General features: G+C 64.0%; 21 protein-coding genes. 4 read left to right on the forward strand and 17 right to left on the reverse strand.

Annotation, left to right across the window (positions count from 1 at the left end):
- Positions 1 to 58 precede the first annotated feature (58 nt).
- The 6 genes from ACJJV2_RS12260 to ACJJV2_RS12285 form a co-directional block, all read right to left on the reverse strand.
- Positions 59 to 703 carry a LysE family translocator gene (locus ACJJV2_RS12260; protein ID WP_405281241.1) on the reverse strand — a complete coding sequence of 215 codons (645 nt, stop codon included), beginning with the start codon at positions 701 to 703 and terminating at the stop codon, positions 59 to 61.
- Between the two features lie 300 nt (positions 704 to 1,003).
- Positions 1,004 to 1,588 (reverse strand): exopolysaccharide biosynthesis protein, encoded by a 585-nt coding sequence (locus ACJJV2_RS12265; protein ID WP_279831351.1) that lies wholly within the window; start codon positions 1,586 to 1,588, stop codon positions 1,004 to 1,006.
- An 87-nt stretch (positions 1,589 to 1,675) separates the two neighbouring features.
- Positions 1,676 to 2,389 carry a ZIP family metal transporter gene (locus tag ACJJV2_RS12270; protein ID WP_043335509.1) on the reverse strand — a complete coding sequence of 238 codons (714 nt, stop codon included), beginning with the start codon at positions 2,387 to 2,389 and terminating at the stop codon, positions 1,676 to 1,678.
- Entirely contained in the window at positions 2,389 to 2,814 is a 426-nt protein-coding gene (locus tag ACJJV2_RS12275) for a hypothetical protein (protein WP_405281246.1), read from the reverse strand. The genes ACJJV2_RS12270 and ACJJV2_RS12275 overlap by 1 nt, the downstream gene beginning before the upstream one ends.
- Before the next feature lie 127 nt (positions 2,815 to 2,941).
- The gene (locus ACJJV2_RS12280; RefSeq protein WP_043335505.1) at positions 2,942 to 3,367 is read right to left on the reverse strand and encodes a TM2 domain-containing protein; all 426 of its coding nucleotides are present in this window, start codon (positions 3,365 to 3,367) and stop codon (positions 2,942 to 2,944) included.
- Positions 3,368 to 3,585: 218 nt separating this feature from the next.
- On the reverse strand, positions 3,586 to 4,425 hold the full coding sequence (locus tag ACJJV2_RS12285) for an isopenicillin N synthase family dioxygenase (protein ID WP_405281250.1): 840 nt from the start codon (positions 4,423 to 4,425) through the stop codon (positions 3,586 to 3,588).
- Positions 4,426 to 4,672: 247 nt separating this feature from the next.
- Between ACJJV2_RS12285 and ACJJV2_RS12290 the strand changes: the two genes are divergently transcribed.
- Positions 4,673 to 4,876: a cold-shock protein gene (locus ACJJV2_RS12290; protein WP_043335501.1), complete on the forward strand. Its 204-nt coding sequence runs from the start codon at positions 4,673 to 4,675 to the stop codon at positions 4,874 to 4,876.
- Between the two features lie 259 nt (positions 4,877 to 5,135).
- Here ACJJV2_RS12290 and ACJJV2_RS12295 read toward each other — a convergent pair whose 3' ends face one another.
- The 6 genes from ACJJV2_RS12295 to ACJJV2_RS12320 form a co-directional block, all read right to left on the reverse strand.
- Entirely contained in the window at positions 5,136 to 5,684 is a 549-nt protein-coding gene (locus ACJJV2_RS12295; RefSeq protein ID WP_052384908.1) for a hypothetical protein, read from the reverse strand.
- Between the two features lie 220 nt (positions 5,685 to 5,904).
- Positions 5,905 to 6,363 carry a nucleoside deaminase gene (locus ACJJV2_RS12300; protein ID WP_405281255.1) on the reverse strand — a complete coding sequence of 153 codons (459 nt, stop codon included), beginning with the start codon at positions 6,361 to 6,363 and terminating at the stop codon, positions 5,905 to 5,907.
- Positions 6,364 to 6,436: 73 nt separating this feature from the next.
- The gene (locus ACJJV2_RS12305) at positions 6,437 to 7,462 is read right to left on the reverse strand and encodes an SPFH domain-containing protein (protein WP_043337056.1); all 1,026 of its coding nucleotides are present in this window, start codon (positions 7,460 to 7,462) and stop codon (positions 6,437 to 6,439) included.
- Between the two features lie 137 nt (positions 7,463 to 7,599).
- Entirely contained in the window at positions 7,600 to 8,046 is a 447-nt protein-coding gene (locus ACJJV2_RS12310) for an NfeD family protein (RefSeq protein ID WP_405281258.1), read from the reverse strand.
- Between the two features lie 163 nt (positions 8,047 to 8,209).
- Positions 8,210 to 9,118, reverse strand: coding sequence for a lipid kinase YegS (gene yegS, locus ACJJV2_RS12315; RefSeq protein ID WP_404326251.1), 909 nt, complete (start codon positions 9,116 to 9,118; stop codon positions 8,210 to 8,212).
- A gap of 146 nt (positions 9,119 to 9,264) precedes the next feature.
- Positions 9,265 to 10,470 carry a multidrug effflux MFS transporter gene (locus tag ACJJV2_RS12320; RefSeq protein WP_240916702.1) on the reverse strand — a complete coding sequence of 402 codons (1,206 nt, stop codon included), beginning with the start codon at positions 10,468 to 10,470 and terminating at the stop codon, positions 9,265 to 9,267.
- 131 nt (positions 10,471 to 10,601) lie between these two features.
- Between ACJJV2_RS12320 and ACJJV2_RS12325 the strand changes: the two genes are divergently transcribed.
- Together ACJJV2_RS12325 and ACJJV2_RS12330 are read left to right on the forward strand one after the other, a co-directional pair.
- Positions 10,602 to 11,669, forward strand: a complete 1,068-nt coding sequence (locus ACJJV2_RS12325; RefSeq protein WP_405281263.1) for a LysR family transcriptional regulator — start codon at positions 10,602 to 10,604, stop codon at positions 11,667 to 11,669.
- Positions 11,670 to 11,744: 75 nt separating this feature from the next.
- The gene (locus tag ACJJV2_RS12330; protein WP_043337063.1) at positions 11,745 to 12,140 is read left to right on the forward strand and encodes a glutathione S-transferase N-terminal domain-containing protein; all 396 of its coding nucleotides are present in this window, start codon (positions 11,745 to 11,747) and stop codon (positions 12,138 to 12,140) included.
- Positions 12,141 to 12,274: 134 nt separating this feature from the next.
- Here the strand turns inward: ACJJV2_RS12330 and ACJJV2_RS12335 are convergent, their stop codons facing one another.
- From ACJJV2_RS12335 to ACJJV2_RS12345, 3 genes are all read right to left on the reverse strand, one after another.
- Positions 12,275 to 13,381: a COX15/CtaA family protein gene (locus ACJJV2_RS12335; protein ID WP_405282222.1), complete on the reverse strand. Its 1,107-nt coding sequence runs from the start codon at positions 13,379 to 13,381 to the stop codon at positions 12,275 to 12,277.
- Between the two features lie 317 nt (positions 13,382 to 13,698).
- Positions 13,699 to 14,340: a hypothetical protein gene (locus tag ACJJV2_RS12340; RefSeq protein WP_405281266.1), complete on the reverse strand. Its 642-nt coding sequence runs from the start codon at positions 14,338 to 14,340 to the stop codon at positions 13,699 to 13,701.
- A gap of 75 nt (positions 14,341 to 14,415) precedes the next feature.
- Positions 14,416 to 15,240: an SURF1 family protein gene (locus ACJJV2_RS12345; protein WP_405281269.1), complete on the reverse strand. Its 825-nt coding sequence runs from the start codon at positions 15,238 to 15,240 to the stop codon at positions 14,416 to 14,418.
- Here ACJJV2_RS12345 and ACJJV2_RS12350 point away from each other — a divergent pair.
- On the forward strand, positions 15,239 to 15,430 hold the full coding sequence (locus ACJJV2_RS12350; protein ID WP_043337068.1) for a DUF2909 domain-containing protein: 192 nt from the start codon (positions 15,239 to 15,241) through the stop codon (positions 15,428 to 15,430). The genes ACJJV2_RS12345 and ACJJV2_RS12350 overlap by 2 nt on opposite strands.
- Before the next feature lie 17 nt (positions 15,431 to 15,447).
- On the opposite strand, the gene ACJJV2_RS12355 is transcribed toward ACJJV2_RS12350, so the two are convergent.
- Together ACJJV2_RS12355 and ACJJV2_RS12360 are read right to left on the reverse strand one after the other, a co-directional pair.
- Positions 15,448 to 16,308 carry a cytochrome c oxidase subunit 3 gene (locus ACJJV2_RS12355; RefSeq protein ID WP_405281272.1) on the reverse strand — a complete coding sequence of 287 codons (861 nt, stop codon included), beginning with the start codon at positions 16,306 to 16,308 and terminating at the stop codon, positions 15,448 to 15,450.
- Positions 16,305 to 16,898 (reverse strand): cytochrome c oxidase assembly protein, encoded by a 594-nt coding sequence (locus ACJJV2_RS12360; protein WP_107335292.1) that lies wholly within the window; start codon positions 16,896 to 16,898, stop codon positions 16,305 to 16,307. Before ACJJV2_RS12360 ends, ACJJV2_RS12355 begins: the two co-directional genes overlap by 4 nt.
- Positions 16,899 to 16,909 lie beyond the last annotated feature (11 nt).

Genomic DNA, 16,909 nt, shown 5'->3' on the forward strand with positions numbered 1-16,909 from the left:
AGGATACGAACCGTCATCCCATGCGCTCCGTTGCGATGTTGGCAGTGGCCGCTCATCCCTAGCGGCCTAGCGCCAGCCGTGCCCCCAGCAGCACCATGACGGACCCGGTGATGCCTTCCATCCAGCAGGCGACCCGCGGCCTTGCCAGCCAGCGCCCTGCTCCACCGACCATCAGCGCCACGCTGATCTGCCAGAGATTGGCGATCACGAAGTGGACACTCGCCAGCCACAATGACTTGAGCACGGCCGGGTCGGTCGGCGCGATGAACTGCGGCAGAAAGGCCATGTAGAACACCACCGTCTTGGGGTTGAGCACATTGGACAGGAAGCCCTCACGCAGCGGCAGCCAGCACGATACCTGCTGCCGTGTCACGCTGACGTCGACATTCAGCCCGCGCGCGCGCCGCGCACTCTTGAGACTCTTGATGCCCAGCCAGATCAGATAGCCCGCTCCGACCAGCTTTAGGGCCGAGAACGCCCATGCCGACTGCAACAGGATCAGCGAGATGCCCGCCGACGACACCAGCGCGTGCACGAAGAGACCGGCACAGATCGCGAGACTGGTCAGTACGCCGTCACGCAGACCGCCGCGCGAGGTATTGCGAATCACCAGCAGGGTGTCGACCCCGGGCGTGACCGTCAGCAAGGTGATGGCCACCACGAAGGACCAGAAGGCAGCATCGAACTGGATGAAATCAAACATGACGAACGTCCTTGCGACAGACCCGCTTCAGTAGCCGAATTCGTGCCCCCATGGCACTGAACAGGCGACCAGTCTAGGCGAGCACGGCCAGCCTGCAAAGCCATCCACACCAAGATGACAGCCTGGTTTGCCTCTGAATGGTGCACTTCAGTCTTTTGTCTTACTACGTTGCTACACAACGGCGCAGGCGCTCTCATGAGCCCGCAGCTGATGGCATGCAGAAGCCATCTCGCGTCATCAAGGATACGAGCCTCGAGTCCTAAAATACGCTGCGTCGCTGTTGAGCGACCAACGCAGCCTTCAACCTACCAACCAGAACCCCGTAGCGATATCCAGCAGCAGCACCAGCAAGGCCAGCAGGATGACCAGGCCATCCTCCCCGATCAGCCCCAGTCCCAGCAGCAGCAAGGTCGCCGCCGGCAAGGCCGCGGCGAAGGGCACCAGCTCCAGCGGCACCATGGCCGTGGCCAGCAGGATGGTCAGCGCCGCGATACCGCGATAGGCAACGCCGCGCGTCATGAAGCTCAAGCGTGGCTTGAGCAGACGATCGAGGCGTCGTGTCCAGGGTCTTGCCCGCTCGACGCCATGGGTCAGGCGTTGATGCTCGAAACTGAAGCGCGCCAGCCGGCGTGGCAACCACGGCATCTTGCGGCCCAGCAACAGTTGACCCGCGATCAGCACGATGAACAGCGCGCAGGTCGTCGGTACGCCGGGGATCGCCCCGGTCGGCAGCAGTACCAGCAAGGCAGGCAATACCAGCAAGGGGCCGAAGCCCCGGGAGTTGAAGTGCTCCAGAATGTCGCCCAGCGAGATATCCCCTTCGATCTCGCGGTCCAGCTCTTCCAGCAACCCCGTGAGGTTGCCTTCATTGGCGTGCTTGCTCATGCGAGCTCCCTATCGGGAAGATGACGGAGGGTGTGAAGGTCTCGGGCCGTGGCGAGTCAGCTGGTGCCGCCCCGCCACGGTGAATCGTCAGCCGACCAGGCGATCGCCCAGCATGCCGATCATGAACCCCAGCGAGGCGCCCAACGGCGGTGACCAGTGATGCGCCACCCGCGACTGGGGCGCAATGTCCTGGAAGACGAGGTAGAGAATGCCGCCGGCGGCGAAGGCCATCAGTCCGCCCAGCACGCCCGGCGCATCCGCAAGCCACAGATGGCCGGCCAATGCCGCCAGCGGGCCCAGCAGTGACAGCAGCACGAAGGCCCCAAGCCCCTGACGCGCCGTCAGTCCGGCCCCTTCCAGCTCACGGTAGGCATTGAAGCCTTCCGGCAGGTTCTGCACCGCGATGAACAGTGCCAGCAGCATCGCCGCGGCGGGAGAGGCAGAGGCCAGTGCGCCCAGCGCGATCGCCTCGGGGATGAAGTCCATCAGCATCGCCAGCAACTGGCCCTTGGCGCCACCACCGCGCGCCAGCCAGCGGTCCAGTTGCATGAAGATCAGCGCGCCCAGCAGGAACAGCCCCAACAGCGCCGCGATGGACAGCGCCTGCATGGCATGCGGTACCAGCACCAGTGAGACGGCGGCCAACAGAATGCCGCCGCCGAGCGCGGTGATCCCCGCCAGCCAGCTGCGCTTGACGTGACTCTCGTGACTGCGCTCCAGCTGGGCGATCACGCCACCCAGCGGCATGCACAACCCGGCAGCCCAGGCGAGCGCCACCATGGTCCACGGAATCGATGCCATCATGCTGTCGTCGGGGCCGCAGGACTCGGTCGCGCGCCCAGAACACGCATCAACAGGCTGGTGCCGACGCCCCAGGCGCCATTCAGGATCAGGCCACCGACCACCATCAGCGGCGCGACCTCGATCCCCTTGAGCGGGAAGACGACCAGCATGGCCACGGCCGTCGGGCCGACTGCACCGAAGACGAGGCTGATCAGCCAATGGCTGATGCCCGTCCTGCGGCGCACCAGTGCCCACAGCGGCAGCCCCCAGAGCCCGCCCCAGAAGGCCAGCGAGAGCACTGACGGGACGCCCAGCGGCCCGGTAGGCGTCATGTTGTAAGGCGCCTTGGGCAGGATATCGGCCAGATAGAAGAGCCCGAAGAGGCCCTGATGGAAGATCAGAGTCGCCAGAAAGGCGGCGATGAAGGCTTTCAACCAGATCATGTTCACTTCCTTGTCGTCATGTTGATGAAAACATCCGAGCCCCAGCACATTAGAACGTGCGAAAACTCGACACTGCCTTTTCTGCTACGTCGCTTCCATCCCGCTGGATGCAACGCAGGCGTGATCTCTAGCGCTGGGTGGCCGGCGCCTGCTCGGCATGACGCAGCGATATCTGGTCATTGAGTGTCCAGAAGTCATACAGCACGCCGATGAAGAACAGCCCACCGGTGCACAGGTAGAGCAAGCCGGTCAGCCACTTGCCCATGTACATGCGATGGATGCCGAACACGCCCAGGAAGGTGAGCAGAATCCAGCTCAGCGAGTAATTGATCGGGCCTTCGCGAAAACGGAAGTCCGCCTCGCGGTCCATCGCCGGAATCAGGAACAGGTCGATCAACCAGCCGATGCCCAGCAACCCGAAGGTGAACAGCCAGATGGTGCCGGTGACCGGCTTGCCATAGTAGAAACGGTGCGCGCCGAGGAAACCGAAGATCCACAGCAGATAGCCCATGGTCTTGGAATGCGTGTCCTGTACAACAGGCGATGTGGTCATCAGTGAAGCCTTAGCCGCGATGCGGCAGATCATGATTGCGAATACTGTCAATGCGGTCTTGGCGCCGATGAATCAAGCCTTCTGCCGCCAGAGGCCACGCCCGGAAACGACAACGCCACCCGCGCACTGGCGCGGATGGCGTCGGATCAGCAGGTGTCTCTTCATCGGTCCCGGGAGCGAAAGCCAGGCCGGAAACGAAAGCCAGGCCGCAGCCGGCGCTAGATGACGCCCAGCTCGCGCAGACGTTCATTGAGGTAGGAGTCCGCCGTGTGCTTGTCAGACAGTACCACTTCGGGACGCGGATGCAGGAACAGCGGCAGCGACAGGCGTGACTGGCTGGAGCCCTCGCCGGTCGGGTTGATCACGCGGTGCGTGGTCGACGGGAAGTAGCCGCCGCTGGTCTCCTGGAGCATGTCGCCGACATTGATGACCAGCTGACCCGGATCACAGGGCACGTCCATCCACTCGCCATTGACGTCCATCACCTGCAGGCCCGGCTCGTTGGCTGCCGGCAGCACGGTCAGCAGATTGATGTCTTCATGCGCCGCGGCACGGACGGCGCCCGGCTCTTCACTGCCGGTCATCGGCGGGTAGTGAAGCACGCGCAGCAGCGTCTGACCGCTGTCCTTGATCATGTTGGAGAGCGGTTCACGGTAGAGCTCGGCCACTTCGGCAGGTGAATGGGCCTCGACCCAGCTCAGAAGCTCTGCCGCGAAGGCTTCGGCCTGGCGGTAATACTCCATGGCATTCTCGCGCAGGCTGTCCGGAATCTTGCCCCACGGGTAGATGTGGTAATACTCCTTGAGATCACGCGCCGTATGGCCCTTGGCGGTCTCGGAGACATCTGCCGGGAAGAGTCCATCCTGGGTCTTGGGGTCGAAGCGCCAGTCAAGCTTGTCGGCACTGGAGAAGAATTCGGCCCATTCGGCGTAGATCTTCTCGACCAATTCATGAGAGATCGGGTGATTGCGGATGACACCGAAGCCCGTCGTGCGCAGGGATTCGACAAATTTTTCGGCTGCATCGGCCGAGCGGTAATCTACGTTCTGGACCTTCATGGCATTTCCATCTATGTTGGCTCTGTGTGAGCATCCTACTTGAGCTGGAAGGAGTCGCCAATACGACAACTTTCTGTTCGAATGGAAGCGAGCACGTGCAGCCTAGGCTGCATGCGTAGGTCAAGCAGGAAAGGATGTCGTCGCTGGACGCAACGCGTCTCTCTGGTGGAATTCCCCCTAGCCGCACCAACGCACTCTGGTCTGATGGGCAGACCACCAACATCATCTCGTAAGCAAGGAAAGAATCATGGCAACTGGCACAGTCAAGTGGTTTAACGACACCAAAGGTTTCGGCTTCATTTCTCCGGACGACGGCGGCGACGACCTGTTCGCGCACTTCTCTGAAATTCAGGCAGAAGGCTTCAAGTCCCTGCAAGACGGTCAGAAGGTTTCCTTCGACGTCACCCAGGGCAAGAAAGGCCTTCAGGCCGCAAACATCAAGCCGGTCTGATCTTCTCGATCAGCCTGGTCAGGCCGCCTTCACCGGCGCTCTGATGATGGCAGCAAGACAGTTATGGAAAAGCCCGCCTTCCGGCGGGCTTTTTTGTGGCCAGGCCTTGGCCTGACTCACGCTTCACGAAGAATCACCAGCAACAAGAACGCCGCGACCCAAAGGGGCGCGGCGTTCTTGTATCGGCGGCCATGTCACTCGTACTCAGCCAGTGACATGGCTTGCGACAGGCATCACGCCAGCATTCGCTGGCCAGTGATTACTGCTGCGCTTCGTCGATGGACTCGTTGGCATCCTGCTGCGCAGCGTTGATCTTCTCGTTCGCTTCGGCAGCAGCGTTGTCGCCAGACTGCTCAGCGGAGTCGGTCAACTCGGCAGCCTGCTCCTTGGTGGAGTCATAGGCGTTCTTGGCAGCATCGGCAGTGGCGTCAGCAGCGTCGTTGACACCTTCCTTGGCAGACTCATAGGTCTCGGAAGCAGCGTTCTTGGTCGCGTCGAGGGCGCTTTCGCTCTCGGCAGCAGCTTCATCACCCATGGCATCGGCGGATTCGGCAGCGTCGTCAGCCATGTTGTCGGCCTTGTCAGCAGCGTCGTCCATCTCTGCGGCCGCTTCGTCAGCTGCCTGGTCCATCTTCTCGGCAGCGGCGTCAGTCGCTTGATCGGCGCTCTGTTCAGCCTGCTCGGCGCTCTGCTCGGCAGAGGTCTCGGCGTTCTGGGCAGCTTTGTCAGTATCGCCGTTATCGCAACCAGCGATAGCCAGAGACAGGCCAGCGGCCAGTGCGGGAATCATCCATTGCTTGAGTTTCATCGTCTTCTCCATGATAGGTGGGGAGTTGCCAGCCCCTGTTTCCTGCAAGTGGCATTGCAACAAAGGTCGTGTAGTCATGCAAGCGAAAGCGTGGCTTGGCGCCTGATACCCAAGACATGGTGCCAGACCGACAGCTTTTCAAGCATTTCACCCTTTTCACAGCAGAATAGTGTTAACGAACACCATTTTCCATCAGCTACCACCAACAACCGCGTCGTGATCACTCACCGATATCTTCGTTCCAGACGTCCGGCTGCTCGCGAATGAAGGTCGCCATCAGCTCGCGGCAACGCGCGTTGTCGACCACGTCGACCTTCACGCCCAGGCCACGCAGGTGGTCTTCCGCGCCCAGGAAGGTGTGGTTCTCACCGACCACGACATGCGGGATACCGTAGAGCTGGATGGCACCACTGCACATCGGGCACGGTGACAGCGTGGTGTAGAGCACGGATTCACGATAGACGCTGGCCGGCAGGCGACCGGCGTTTTCCAGCGCATCCATTTCACCATGCAATACCGTGCTGCCCTTCTGCTGGCGCTGATTGTGGCCACGACCGATGATCTTGCCATCATGGACGAGTACCGAGCCGATCGGCACGCCGCCGGCCGCATAGCCCTTTTCCGCCTCTTCAATGGCGGCCTGCAGGAAGCGCTCATGATCGGTAGTCATTGCTGTCATCGTCTTGCTCCAGATGCGGTGAATATTCAGTGGAGCGGCAGCCTACTGCCACTCACTGCTCGGCACAATACACTCAGCCCAGGCCCGCTTCGCCGGTCATCATCTGACGGGCGCGTCTCAGCCCTTCATTGCTGGCATTGGTGGGCTCACCGACTTCAGTGGCAAGCTCGCGGAAACTGCCCATGGCACCCAGCAAGGCAGAGGCCTCGTAGGGAATGAAGACGCGATCACCTTCGCGCGCCATGTCCGGCAGCACCTGTAGATATTTCTGGCCCAGCATGTAGCCGACCACCAGCTGCGGGTCTTCCGCACCGATGGCATCGCGCAGCTGATAGATGGCCTGACGCTCACCTTCGGCGCGCAGAATCGCGGCCTGCTTGTCACCCTCGGCGCGCAGTACCGAAGACTGCTTCTCGCCCTCGGCGGTCGCGATGGCGGCTTCGCGCTGGCCATTGGCCTCGGTCACCGTAGCGCGACGCTTGCGCTCGGCCGCCATCTGCAGCCGCATGGCGTCCTCGACTTCCTCGGGCATGCTGATGTCCTGGATCTCGACGCGCGTCACCTTGACACCCCACTTGTCACCGACTTCATCCATGGTGATCTGCAAGGCGTCGTTGACCTCCTTGCGGCTCTCGAAGAGCTTGTCGAGCTCCATGCGACCGATCTCGGAGCGCAGGCTGGTCTTGGCCAGGACCTCGACGGCCTGGGTGAAGTTCTCGACTTCATAGACGGCGCGCTTGGGATCGACGATCTGGAAATAGAGCGCGCCATTGACGGTCACGGTGACGTTATCCGTCGTCACCACGCTCTGGCCGGGGAAGTCCATCACCGTCTCGCGGCGATCGATGCGCGTCTCCTCCACCACCAAGGGCAGATTGTCGCCCTTGACCTCACGATAGCGCCGAATGGTGATGGAGCGCGGCTTGTCGATGAACGGAATCACCAGATTCACGCCGGATTCCAGTGTGCGGCTATAGCTGCCGAGGCGTTCGATGACGACGGCTTCTGACTGCTGGACGATCATCAATCCCTTGGCCAGCAGGATTACCACCAGCGCCAGTATGAAAAGAATGATGATGAGTCCCGGACTGATAATCATATTGCTCAACTCCCTTGAACTGGGCCGTATCCGCAAGCCCTTGTGAGATATCCGATCACGCTTGACCCGCTGCCACCACGACCGCGCCGTCGAGCCGCGATCTCATGGCGTCTTTGTGCAGCTTCCTTCGAGACAGACTACTTCGAGACCGATTCCTTCGAGGCAGGCTCGACACAGACGGTGATGCCTTCGACGCTGACGATCCTGACCGTGTCCCCCGCTGCCGGCGGCGCCTCCCCCTCCCAGCGTAGCGGATACTCATTGCCTGACACGCGCACGGCAGGTTTGCCGCCGTTGCCGATGATCACCTTGGCCAGCTGCCCGGTCTCCGCGCCGCTGCCCAGGGTACCGTAGGGCGTCTTGGGCAACAGATAGGGATGGATCTTGCGCACGAACAGCGGCACCAGCACCAGGGCCGTGATCGCGACGCTGATCAACTGGAGGTTGAGCCCCGCCCCCGCCAGAGCGCCCCCGAGGGCACTGACCCCCAGTGCCAGCAACACGAACTGCGCACCCAGCAACTCAAGCCCCGCCAGAATCAACGCGAGGATGACCCAGATATGCCACGCCGCCAAACCGACCATGCAATCACTCCCTGAGGTCCTGACTCCCGCCCTGCGCGGCCGAGAGATTGGAAGAATACGCTGCCACCAACGCAACGAGCGCAGCCTGAGTAAACCTCAGACTGCGCTCGTGTACCAGCCAGCTCTCATGGCTCAGCCAGCGCTCAATGGCCCATCTGCGGGCTCATGAGTGTGTCAGCAGGGCGGCGTCCTGCGGGGCGACCAGACGCAGAGCGCCGGGAATCAGCTGGAATTCGCTGTTCTCGATCAGGTAGCTCTCGCCATCGAGATTCACCGGCAGCGACTCACCACGATAGTGCAGCGAGTCAGTGCGCACATACCGCACGAAATGGCCGTTGTCGGGGAGCGACTCCAGCTCCTCGATCACCTCACCCACCCGGGCGATGGGGAAGTCGCGGATCACCAGCACATCGAAGCAGCCATCATCGAGCAGCGCCCGAGGTGCAAGCTCCTGACCGCCGCCCGCCTGACGGCCATTGCCGATCGCCAGCACGAACAACGCCAGCTCCTCCTCCACCCCGTTGAGGGTCACGCTGCCACGATAGGGACGGAAGTCCCATGCCTTGAGCACGCCCATCAGCGAATAGGCCCCGCCGCCGAACAGCTTCTTGAGGCCACCGGGCGTCGAGCGCGTCACCTCGGCACCGAAACCTGCCGAGGCCATGTTGAGGAAATAGGCATCATCCAGCTGCACCACATCGACGGCTCGCGCCGCGCCTTCACAGGCCAGCGCCAGCGACTCCGTCACCGGCTCGGGGATGCCGAGCGAGGTCGCCAGGTCATTGGCGGTGCCCAACGGCAGGATCGCGACTTCCGGACGCTTCGCGAGTGGATGCTGCATCAATGCATTGGCGATCAGATTGAGGGTGCCGTCACCGCCGCCAACGACCAGCCGCGTGACGCCTTCATCGACCGCCTCGCTCACCAGCCTCGCGACGTCATCTCCCTCGAAGGTCAACCGCACTTCAAGCCCTGCCATACGCTCACGCTGAGCGAAGATGGCCTCACGCAGCTCCGGCTGCTGAGCCTTGTCCCCGTTGAGTATCACGCGCACACGCGCCGCTGATTCCATGGTGCCTCCTTGGCGACATGCGGATCGAGCGACAAGCATACTCTGGTCAGGTGCCTTCAATGAACCATCTCTGCCCTGCGGCCCGCCGCTGGCGCCAGCCAGCGAATCCTCCATGCCTGTCCAGTCCCACCGGGCAGTCTTACCGACTAGACGCCCGGCTGACGTCGCGCACCCAGCAGCAGCAACGGCAGCACCATCACCACGCTGATGAGCAACAGTCCCTGCTGAGGGGCGAGCGGCGTATTGAGCAGCACCGTTGCCACCACTGCCGAGCCGCCGAGCTGGATGCTGCCGAGCAGCGCCGCCGCAGTGCCGGCACGCTCAGCGAAGGCCTCCAGCGCCAGGCTTGATGCCGCCCCGAGCGCCAACGAGAAGCCGACCGACAGCACTGCCACCGGCACCATGAAGGCAGCGGCAGACAGTGGTAGCCAGGCGAAGGCCGCGCCCTGCATCAGGCCGGAGAGCAGGATGATCGCCAGCCCCAGGCGCACGGTGGGCTGACGGCCGAGGCGCGTGATCACGCGCGGTGCGAAGAAGAAGGTGATGATATTGATCACGGCATTGCCGCCGAACAGGGCACTGAAGACCAGCTCGGAGTGACCGAGGCGCTCGACCAGCAGCTCGGAGGACGACGAGACATACAGCAGGATGGCGCTCATCGCGGCCATCGCGACCAGCGCCTGATACAGGAAGCGCCAGCTGGTCAACACGGGGCGGTAGCGCGCCCAGTTGTACAGCGGACGCTCCACGACCGTCGTGGCCGGACGCGTCTCGCCAAAGCTCTTCCACGCCATCAGGCCGACGCACAGCGCGAAGGCGGCCATGAACAGGAAGTTGGAGCGCCAGCCGAACTGCACCGCCAGCAGGCCGCCCAGCACCGGCGCCAGCGCCGGGATGATGCACAGCGCACCATTCAGATAGCTGTACATCCTGGCGCCCTGCTCCGGCGTGTAACAGTCACGCACGGCCGCGAAGGCCACCGTCACCGTGGCGCACGCTCCCAGCCCCTGCAGGATACGCCCGAGATACAGCATGCTGATGTCCTGTGCCAGCACGGCGACCATCGCGCCGACGAGGTAGACCGTCGCGCCGCCCAACAGCGCCGGACGTCGTCCGTAGAGGTCCGTCAACGGGCCGACCAGAATCTGTCCGACACCCACAGCGCCCAGAAACAGCGTCACCGTCATCTGCATCACATCGGTGGGCTGGGCGAATTCACGCGCCATCGCCGGCAGTGAGGGCAGATAGATATCGATCGCCAGCGGCGAGAACATCACGCAGCCGACCAGCAGCAACAGCAATAATCGTGCGTTGGGCATGGGCCTTGCGGCAGCAGAGGAAGACACGGACATGGATAATCTCGAGAGTCAGAAGCCAAGGGCGGCCCGATAGAGGGGCCATCAAGAATCCGCAGAGCCTAGCGCCTGCGACTTATGAAGCAAAATGATATTATTTCAGGCCTGATATTCCACTGGAGAAACTCATGAGCGCGACTGCTCCGCAGACACCCGCAAGGCCGGTTGGTGCCCAGTCTCCAGCCGCGTCGTCACTGCCTGCGTCTTCGGGCTCAGCGCCAGCGTCCACGCCCTTCAACACGCGCATCGATCTCAATCTGCTGCAGGTGCTGCAGGTACTGCTGGAAGAGTGCAGCGTGACGCGCGCGGCAGGCCGCCTGCATCTCTCGCAGTCTGCCGTCAGCAAGAGTCTGGCACGCCTGCGCGTGATGTTTGATGACGCCCTTTTCATTCGCGAACGCCATGGTCTGCGCCCCACGGCGCGGGCCCTGTCATTGCGTGGCGAGCTGGCCGAGCTGCTCTCGCGTCTCGAGAACCTGAGCGCCCCTGCCACCTTCACCCCCGCCACCAGCCAGCGGCGCTTTCAGCTGGCGGTGCTGGAAAGCGCCTGGGCGACCCTGATGCCGTCCTGCACGCGGGCACTGACCGATGCGCTGCCGCATGGCAGCCTCGAGATCAGTCGCTGGCAGGCCGATTGCCTGAGCCTGATGGAAAAGGGCCAGCTGGATATCGGGCTTGCCGGACACGATCACAGCTCCGAGACCCCGGGCGAGCCGCCTGCCCTCCCCGCTGGCTTCCAGTCGCGCCTGCTGTGGCGCGACGACCATGTGATTCTGGTGCGGCGTGATCATCCGCTCACGCGGCGCCAGACACCGATGACGCTGAGCGAATTCGCGGCCTTGAGTCATGTCCAGGCCACCTGCGAGGGGCGCTCACGCTGGTCGCTGGATGAGCGGCTGGAGCAGCACGGCGCACCACGCCGCATCAGCGTGCTGGTGCCGGATTTCCGCGATGCCCTGAGCATCGTCGCGCACAGCGAACTGGTGTTCTGCGCGCCCAGAAGCTTTGCCCAGGCCAGCAGCGAGCTGCATGGGCTGGCGATTCTTGAGCTACCGATGCGCCTGCCCGCGCTCAGCTACCGCTTGATCTGGCATGCCAGCCACGAGCAGGACCCCGGGCACCGCTGGTTGCGACAGTCCCTGTTGACGCATATCCGCAACGCGCATGGGGAAGACGCCGAGGCCGCTGAGCTCTAGAATGGCCCCATTGTAAATTCGCCACCCGCCCTGCGGCACTGGCGCCGATACCCGCACGTCCCATGAGGTTCTGCCATGCGCTCCATCATCCGCCTGTTCTTCCGCACCCTGCGTCTGGTGCTGGCTCCCTTCATGCTGCTCAGCGAGAAGCTGACCCGTGGCAGCGCGCTCGAGCGCAGCCCCGCCCAGCAGGCCGAGGTGGACGCCGAGACGGCCAAACTGGCGCTGTATCAGTTCTCGACCTGCCCGTTCTGCATCAAGGTGCGCAAGCGCATGCATCAGCTGAACCTGAACGTCGAGCAGCGCGACACCCAGCACAACGCCACTCACCGCCAGGCCCTCGAACAGGGTGGCGGTCGCGTCAAGGTGCCGTGCCTGCTGATCACCCATGACGATGGGCGCGAAGAGTGGATGTACGAATCCGACACCATCAATGCCTACCTGCAGGAGCGCTTCGGCAGCGCCGCCTGACAGGATACCGGCTGATACGACGCAGACCGCAAGAGGCCGCTCATGAGAGCGGCCTCTTGCGGTCTGGTGAGCGCGATCACGCGCGCTTGGGTGTCTCTCTTCTGCTTACCGTCTTGCCCACCTTCTGCCTCTCATCAGGCCAGCGCCTGCGAGACGGGTGCCCGCTTGAGGCGAGCCGCCTGGCGCATCCGATCCATCGCCCACACCATCGCCAGCGTCAGCGCGACGGCCCCCAGGGTATGCGCCAGCGCCAGATCCAGCGGCAACCACCACAGCACATTGGCGATTCCCAAGCCTGCCTGCACCAGCCAACACCCCAGCGCCCAGCGCCAGGGGTTGTCAGGCGCCGCCTTCCGCGCCGGCAAGTGGCGGCGCTGGCGCCAATACAGCGCCAACAGCACCGCCCCCAGCAGCACGGCCCCGCCACGGTGCGCCATGTGGATGGCCGTGCGCGCCTCACCATGCAGCTGCCCGTGCAGATAGCTGGGGCCGACATCCTGGGTCAGGTGGAAGCCCTCTCCCCAGTCCATCGCCGGCCATGCGGCACCATTGCAGGTCGGGAAACCCTCACAGGCAAGCCCGGCATAATTGCTCGAGGTCCAGCCCCCCAGGGCCAGCTGCCCCAGCAGCAGAACCGCGGCCAGAGTGGCCAGCCAGGGCTGACGCCGGATGTGCGCTCCATCAGCGCCCGCCTTGTGTTGCTCATCTGTCACCTTGAGGTGCGCCGCCCGCCGTCTGAGTGATAGCCACAGCAACAGCAGCAGGCTCAATACGCTCAGACCGCCCAGCAGATGCAGCGTCACCACCTGCGGCCACAGCTTCAGCGTCACGGTAAAGGCCCCGAACGCGCCCTGGACCAACAGCATGCCCAACAACAGCCAGCAGCCGGCCAGGGGAAAACGCGTGCGCGCCTCCGCGCCCCAGTGATCAGTCACCTTTGCCTCGCCGCTGCCACCCTCGAAGGCCTGCGAGTGATGAGCCTCCCGACGGCGTATCCGCCAGCCCAGCGCGAGCAAAGCGATTGCCGCAAGCCCGAGCAGACTCGCCGCATAGCGATGGATCATCTCCGCCCACGCCTTGTAGCCTTCAAGCGGATGATGCGGGCTATGCAGACTCGCGGTCTGGGCATCCGGCACGACAAGAGCGCCATAACAGCCCGGCCAGTCGGGGCACCCCAGACCGGCGTCCACCAGCCGCGTCCAGGCTCCCAGCCCGATCACCAGAATGACCAGTCCCAGCATGCTGGCGACCAGTCGCTGGCTGCTCCGCCACAGGCGTGCCGTCACCCGCCGGCTCGCCGCCTGCCGTGAGACAGGGCCATGCACCAGATCAGACGTCAGCTCAGGCGTCGCCATCGAGAAGGCCTGCGCGGCGGCAGCTTCATCAGTGGTGGCGTGACGCAGAAATGGCGGGCGAGGCAGCAACGCCGCCCCTCGTTGGCGAGCCCGCGAGACGGCGCAGGCCCGCGGTGGATAGCGCTTCTGTATGGCGAGGCGAGACATGGCATATCTCCCTGGTGAAGCGAAAGAAGATCACGCGCGACCTGGCGAGGCGCGACCTACCGAGGCGCAACCGGATTACGCTTGAGCAGCCGGCGCACATCCTTCATCACGGCCTGCGGCGTGATCTCGGGCCCGTAGGCGACCACTACCTGTCCGTGAGGGTCGATCAGGCGTAACTGGTGCGGCGCGGAAGTGGTGTCGTTGGGCGCTGGCCAGCGCCCGAGCGCCCGTTGCTCGCCCGGCACCTGAGGATGCACAAAGGCCCTTTCAGCCACCACCAGGCGGCCCAGGCGTGGCGCCTCCTTGCCAAGTGCGCGATGCAGGCGCCACCAGCGCTCGGCCTGCGCCGCGGCCAGCTGCGGCTGGTTCGGCTCCGGCCAGCTGAGCCAGAAACGCTGCTCATCCGCGCCTCGGGCGGCCAGCGGCGGCATGCCGGGGGCCTCCTTCGCGCCAACAGCGCCGCCAGTCGCGCTTCCTGTGGCGTTTTCGGTGACGTTGTCAGTGGCGTTCTCTGTCACGAGGTAGTCGAGCGACCAGTCCGTGAGCGGCTTGACCTTTGGCAACAGGGCACCATTTGCCACCCGCCCCTCGGGAATCCCTACCTGTGCGCTCAGCATGGCCCACGCCAAGGGCAGCGGGGCGGACAACAGCCCCAGCAAGGCCACGAGTTTCAGACGCTGTCGCATCACGTGTGTCATCGCTCTCCTCCTGACGACGGCTTCCCTGCATGTCCGGGCGTGCGGACAACAGACTCAAGACACAAGCACCGGGCGCTAGGCCTGGCGCTGACGTAGCGCGGACTGACGTTGGCGGCGCGCACCCAGAATCATGACCACCGCCGCCCCCAGGCTGAGCCCCAGCCACTGCAGCGCATAGGCGTAATGGCGCTCCGGCGTCATGTTGCTCGGCTGCCACCAGGGCAGGAATCGCCCCTCCCCGCTCGTCTGGTGCAGAACACCCGCAAAGGCCGGTGTGCCCAGCGCCTGCCAGGCGCTCAGATCGACCTGCTGCAGGCGCTGCCCCTCGCGATTGGGGCCGAACAGTGGTCCACCGCTGGTGCCCTGGCCGTTCAACCACTGCCAGCGACCACTGATCACCCCGGAGCCTGTCGGGGTCGTGAACTCCGGGTCACTGCGGGGTGCCGGCGATGCCACGAAGCCGCGCTCCACCAGCCACCAGCGGCCACCCAGCGTTCGAAAGGGCGTGAGCACCGCCACGCCATGGCGCTTGTCCAGCGTGCGGTTGTCCAGCAGCAGGCTGTGTTCCGCGAGCCATTCGCCGCGCAACTCGATCAGGCTGGCACTGGCGGGTGGCGCCGTCGGCATCACCAGCTCCGGCGCGCTGGCGGTATCCTCCAGATGCTGGGCACGCGCCTGGCCACGCATCACCTGCCAGCTGCACAGACACAGGCCGAGCACGATCAGGCATCCCCAGAACAGCCACCAGCCGCGTCCGACCTGGCGCTCCTGCGTCGCCGCCGTTGAAGACGCCTGCGCCGCAGGCACTGACTTGCGCTTGTCAGCCGAATGAGCTCGACTGTCACAAGCGAGTGCCGCGCTGTGCTCACCCGCCACTGTCTGCGCCCCGGGAGGTGACATGCTGCTCAAATCGCTGATCGCACTGGTCTTTATCGGCATGCTGGCAAGCCTGGTCGCCGGCGCCGGCTTTCTGCTGCGCGATGGCAGCCGCAGTCGACGCCTGCTGACCTCTCTCAAATGGCGGGTTGGCCTGGCAGTGTGTCTGGTGATTCTGCTGGTCATTGGCTTCTCCACCGGAATGCTGGACTGACATCACGCCGCGTGCTGTCAGAACACATAGACGAACAGGAACAGACCGATCCACACCGCATCGACGAAGTGCCAGTACCAGGCAGCCGCTTCGAAGGCGAAGTGACGTTCACTCGAGAAGTGGCCGCGCATCACGCGCACCAGCATCACGATCAGAATCAGGGTGCCGATGGTGACGTGCAGACCATGAAAACCGGTCAGCAGGAAGAAGGTGCCGCCATAGACCCCCGCCTGCAGCGTCAGCCCCAGGTGGTGCCAGGCCTCGTAGTATTCGATGCCCTGCAGGGTCAGAAAGCACAGCCCCAGTACCACGGTGCCCGCCAGCCAGTTGCGCGCCGTGCGCCGAAACTCCATCTTCAGTGCTTCATGCGCCACCGTCAGGGTGACGCTGGAACTGACCAGCAACAGCGTGTTGGCAAGCGGCAGCTGCCAGGGCGACAGCAGCTCTCTGGGCCCGGCGATGCTGGCATCCGGCGGCGTCATCAGGGGCCAACTGGCGGTGAAGTCCGGCCACAGCAGCGCCGTCACCCCCTTGGCGCCCTCGCCATCGAGCCAGGGCAGCGCGAAGGTTCGCAGATAGAACAGCGCCCCGAAGAAGGCCGCGAAGAACATCAATTCCGAGAAGATGAACCAGGCCATGCCCCAGCGGAACGAGCGGTCCATCTGGTCATCGTAGAGGCCGCCCATCGACTCGCGCACCACATCCCGAAACCAGCCCGCCATCACCAGCACCACGGCCAGCAGACCGATGCCTGACAACCAGGCGGCGCTGCCGTGCACCATCCAGATTCCGGTGCCGATCATCATGCCGCCCACCGCCAGCACGCCGAAGATGGGCCAGGCACTGTGGGCCGGGACGTAATAGCTGCCACTGCTCATGTTTCACCTCCTGCAGAATGCTCTGCACCATCGTCCCCCGCGGATGACGGCGTCGTGACCGGATAGAGCGTGTACGCCAGGGTCAGATCACGAATGCCCTCCGGAAGGTCAGGGTCGACCTGAAAGACCAGCGGAAGCTCGCGCCGCTCGCCTGCTGCCAGCGTCTGCTCCTGAAAGCAGAAGCACATGATCTTGCGCAGATGCAGTGAGCCCTCGGCAGGACTGACACTGGGGACCGCGCGGCCACGCACCGGGTAATCGGCGTGATTGGTGAACACGAAACGCGCGCTGTACTGGCCACCGGGATGGATACGGAACTGTTCATCCAGCGCCTCGAGTGTCCACGGCAGGCCCTGCCCCTGCTGGGTGATGAAGCGCACCGAGACCCAGCGGCTCTCGTCGATCTCCATCGCCACCGCGGCCCTGGCCTGACTGGCGGCCTTGCCATTCAGGCCGGTGAGATTGCAGAAGACGTCATAGAGCGGCACCAGCGCGAAGGCGAAGCCCAGCATCGCGACCAGCGCCAGCAGCGTGCGCCGCACGGTGCGTGCCACTGCCTGTTGCTGTGCTGCGTGATCGCGTGAGGGCATGTCACTCTCCT

This window comes from Cobetia sp. Ld8 (assembly GCF_045066615.1).
GTDB lineage: Bacteria > Pseudomonadota > Gammaproteobacteria > Pseudomonadales > Halomonadaceae > Cobetia > Cobetia amphilecti.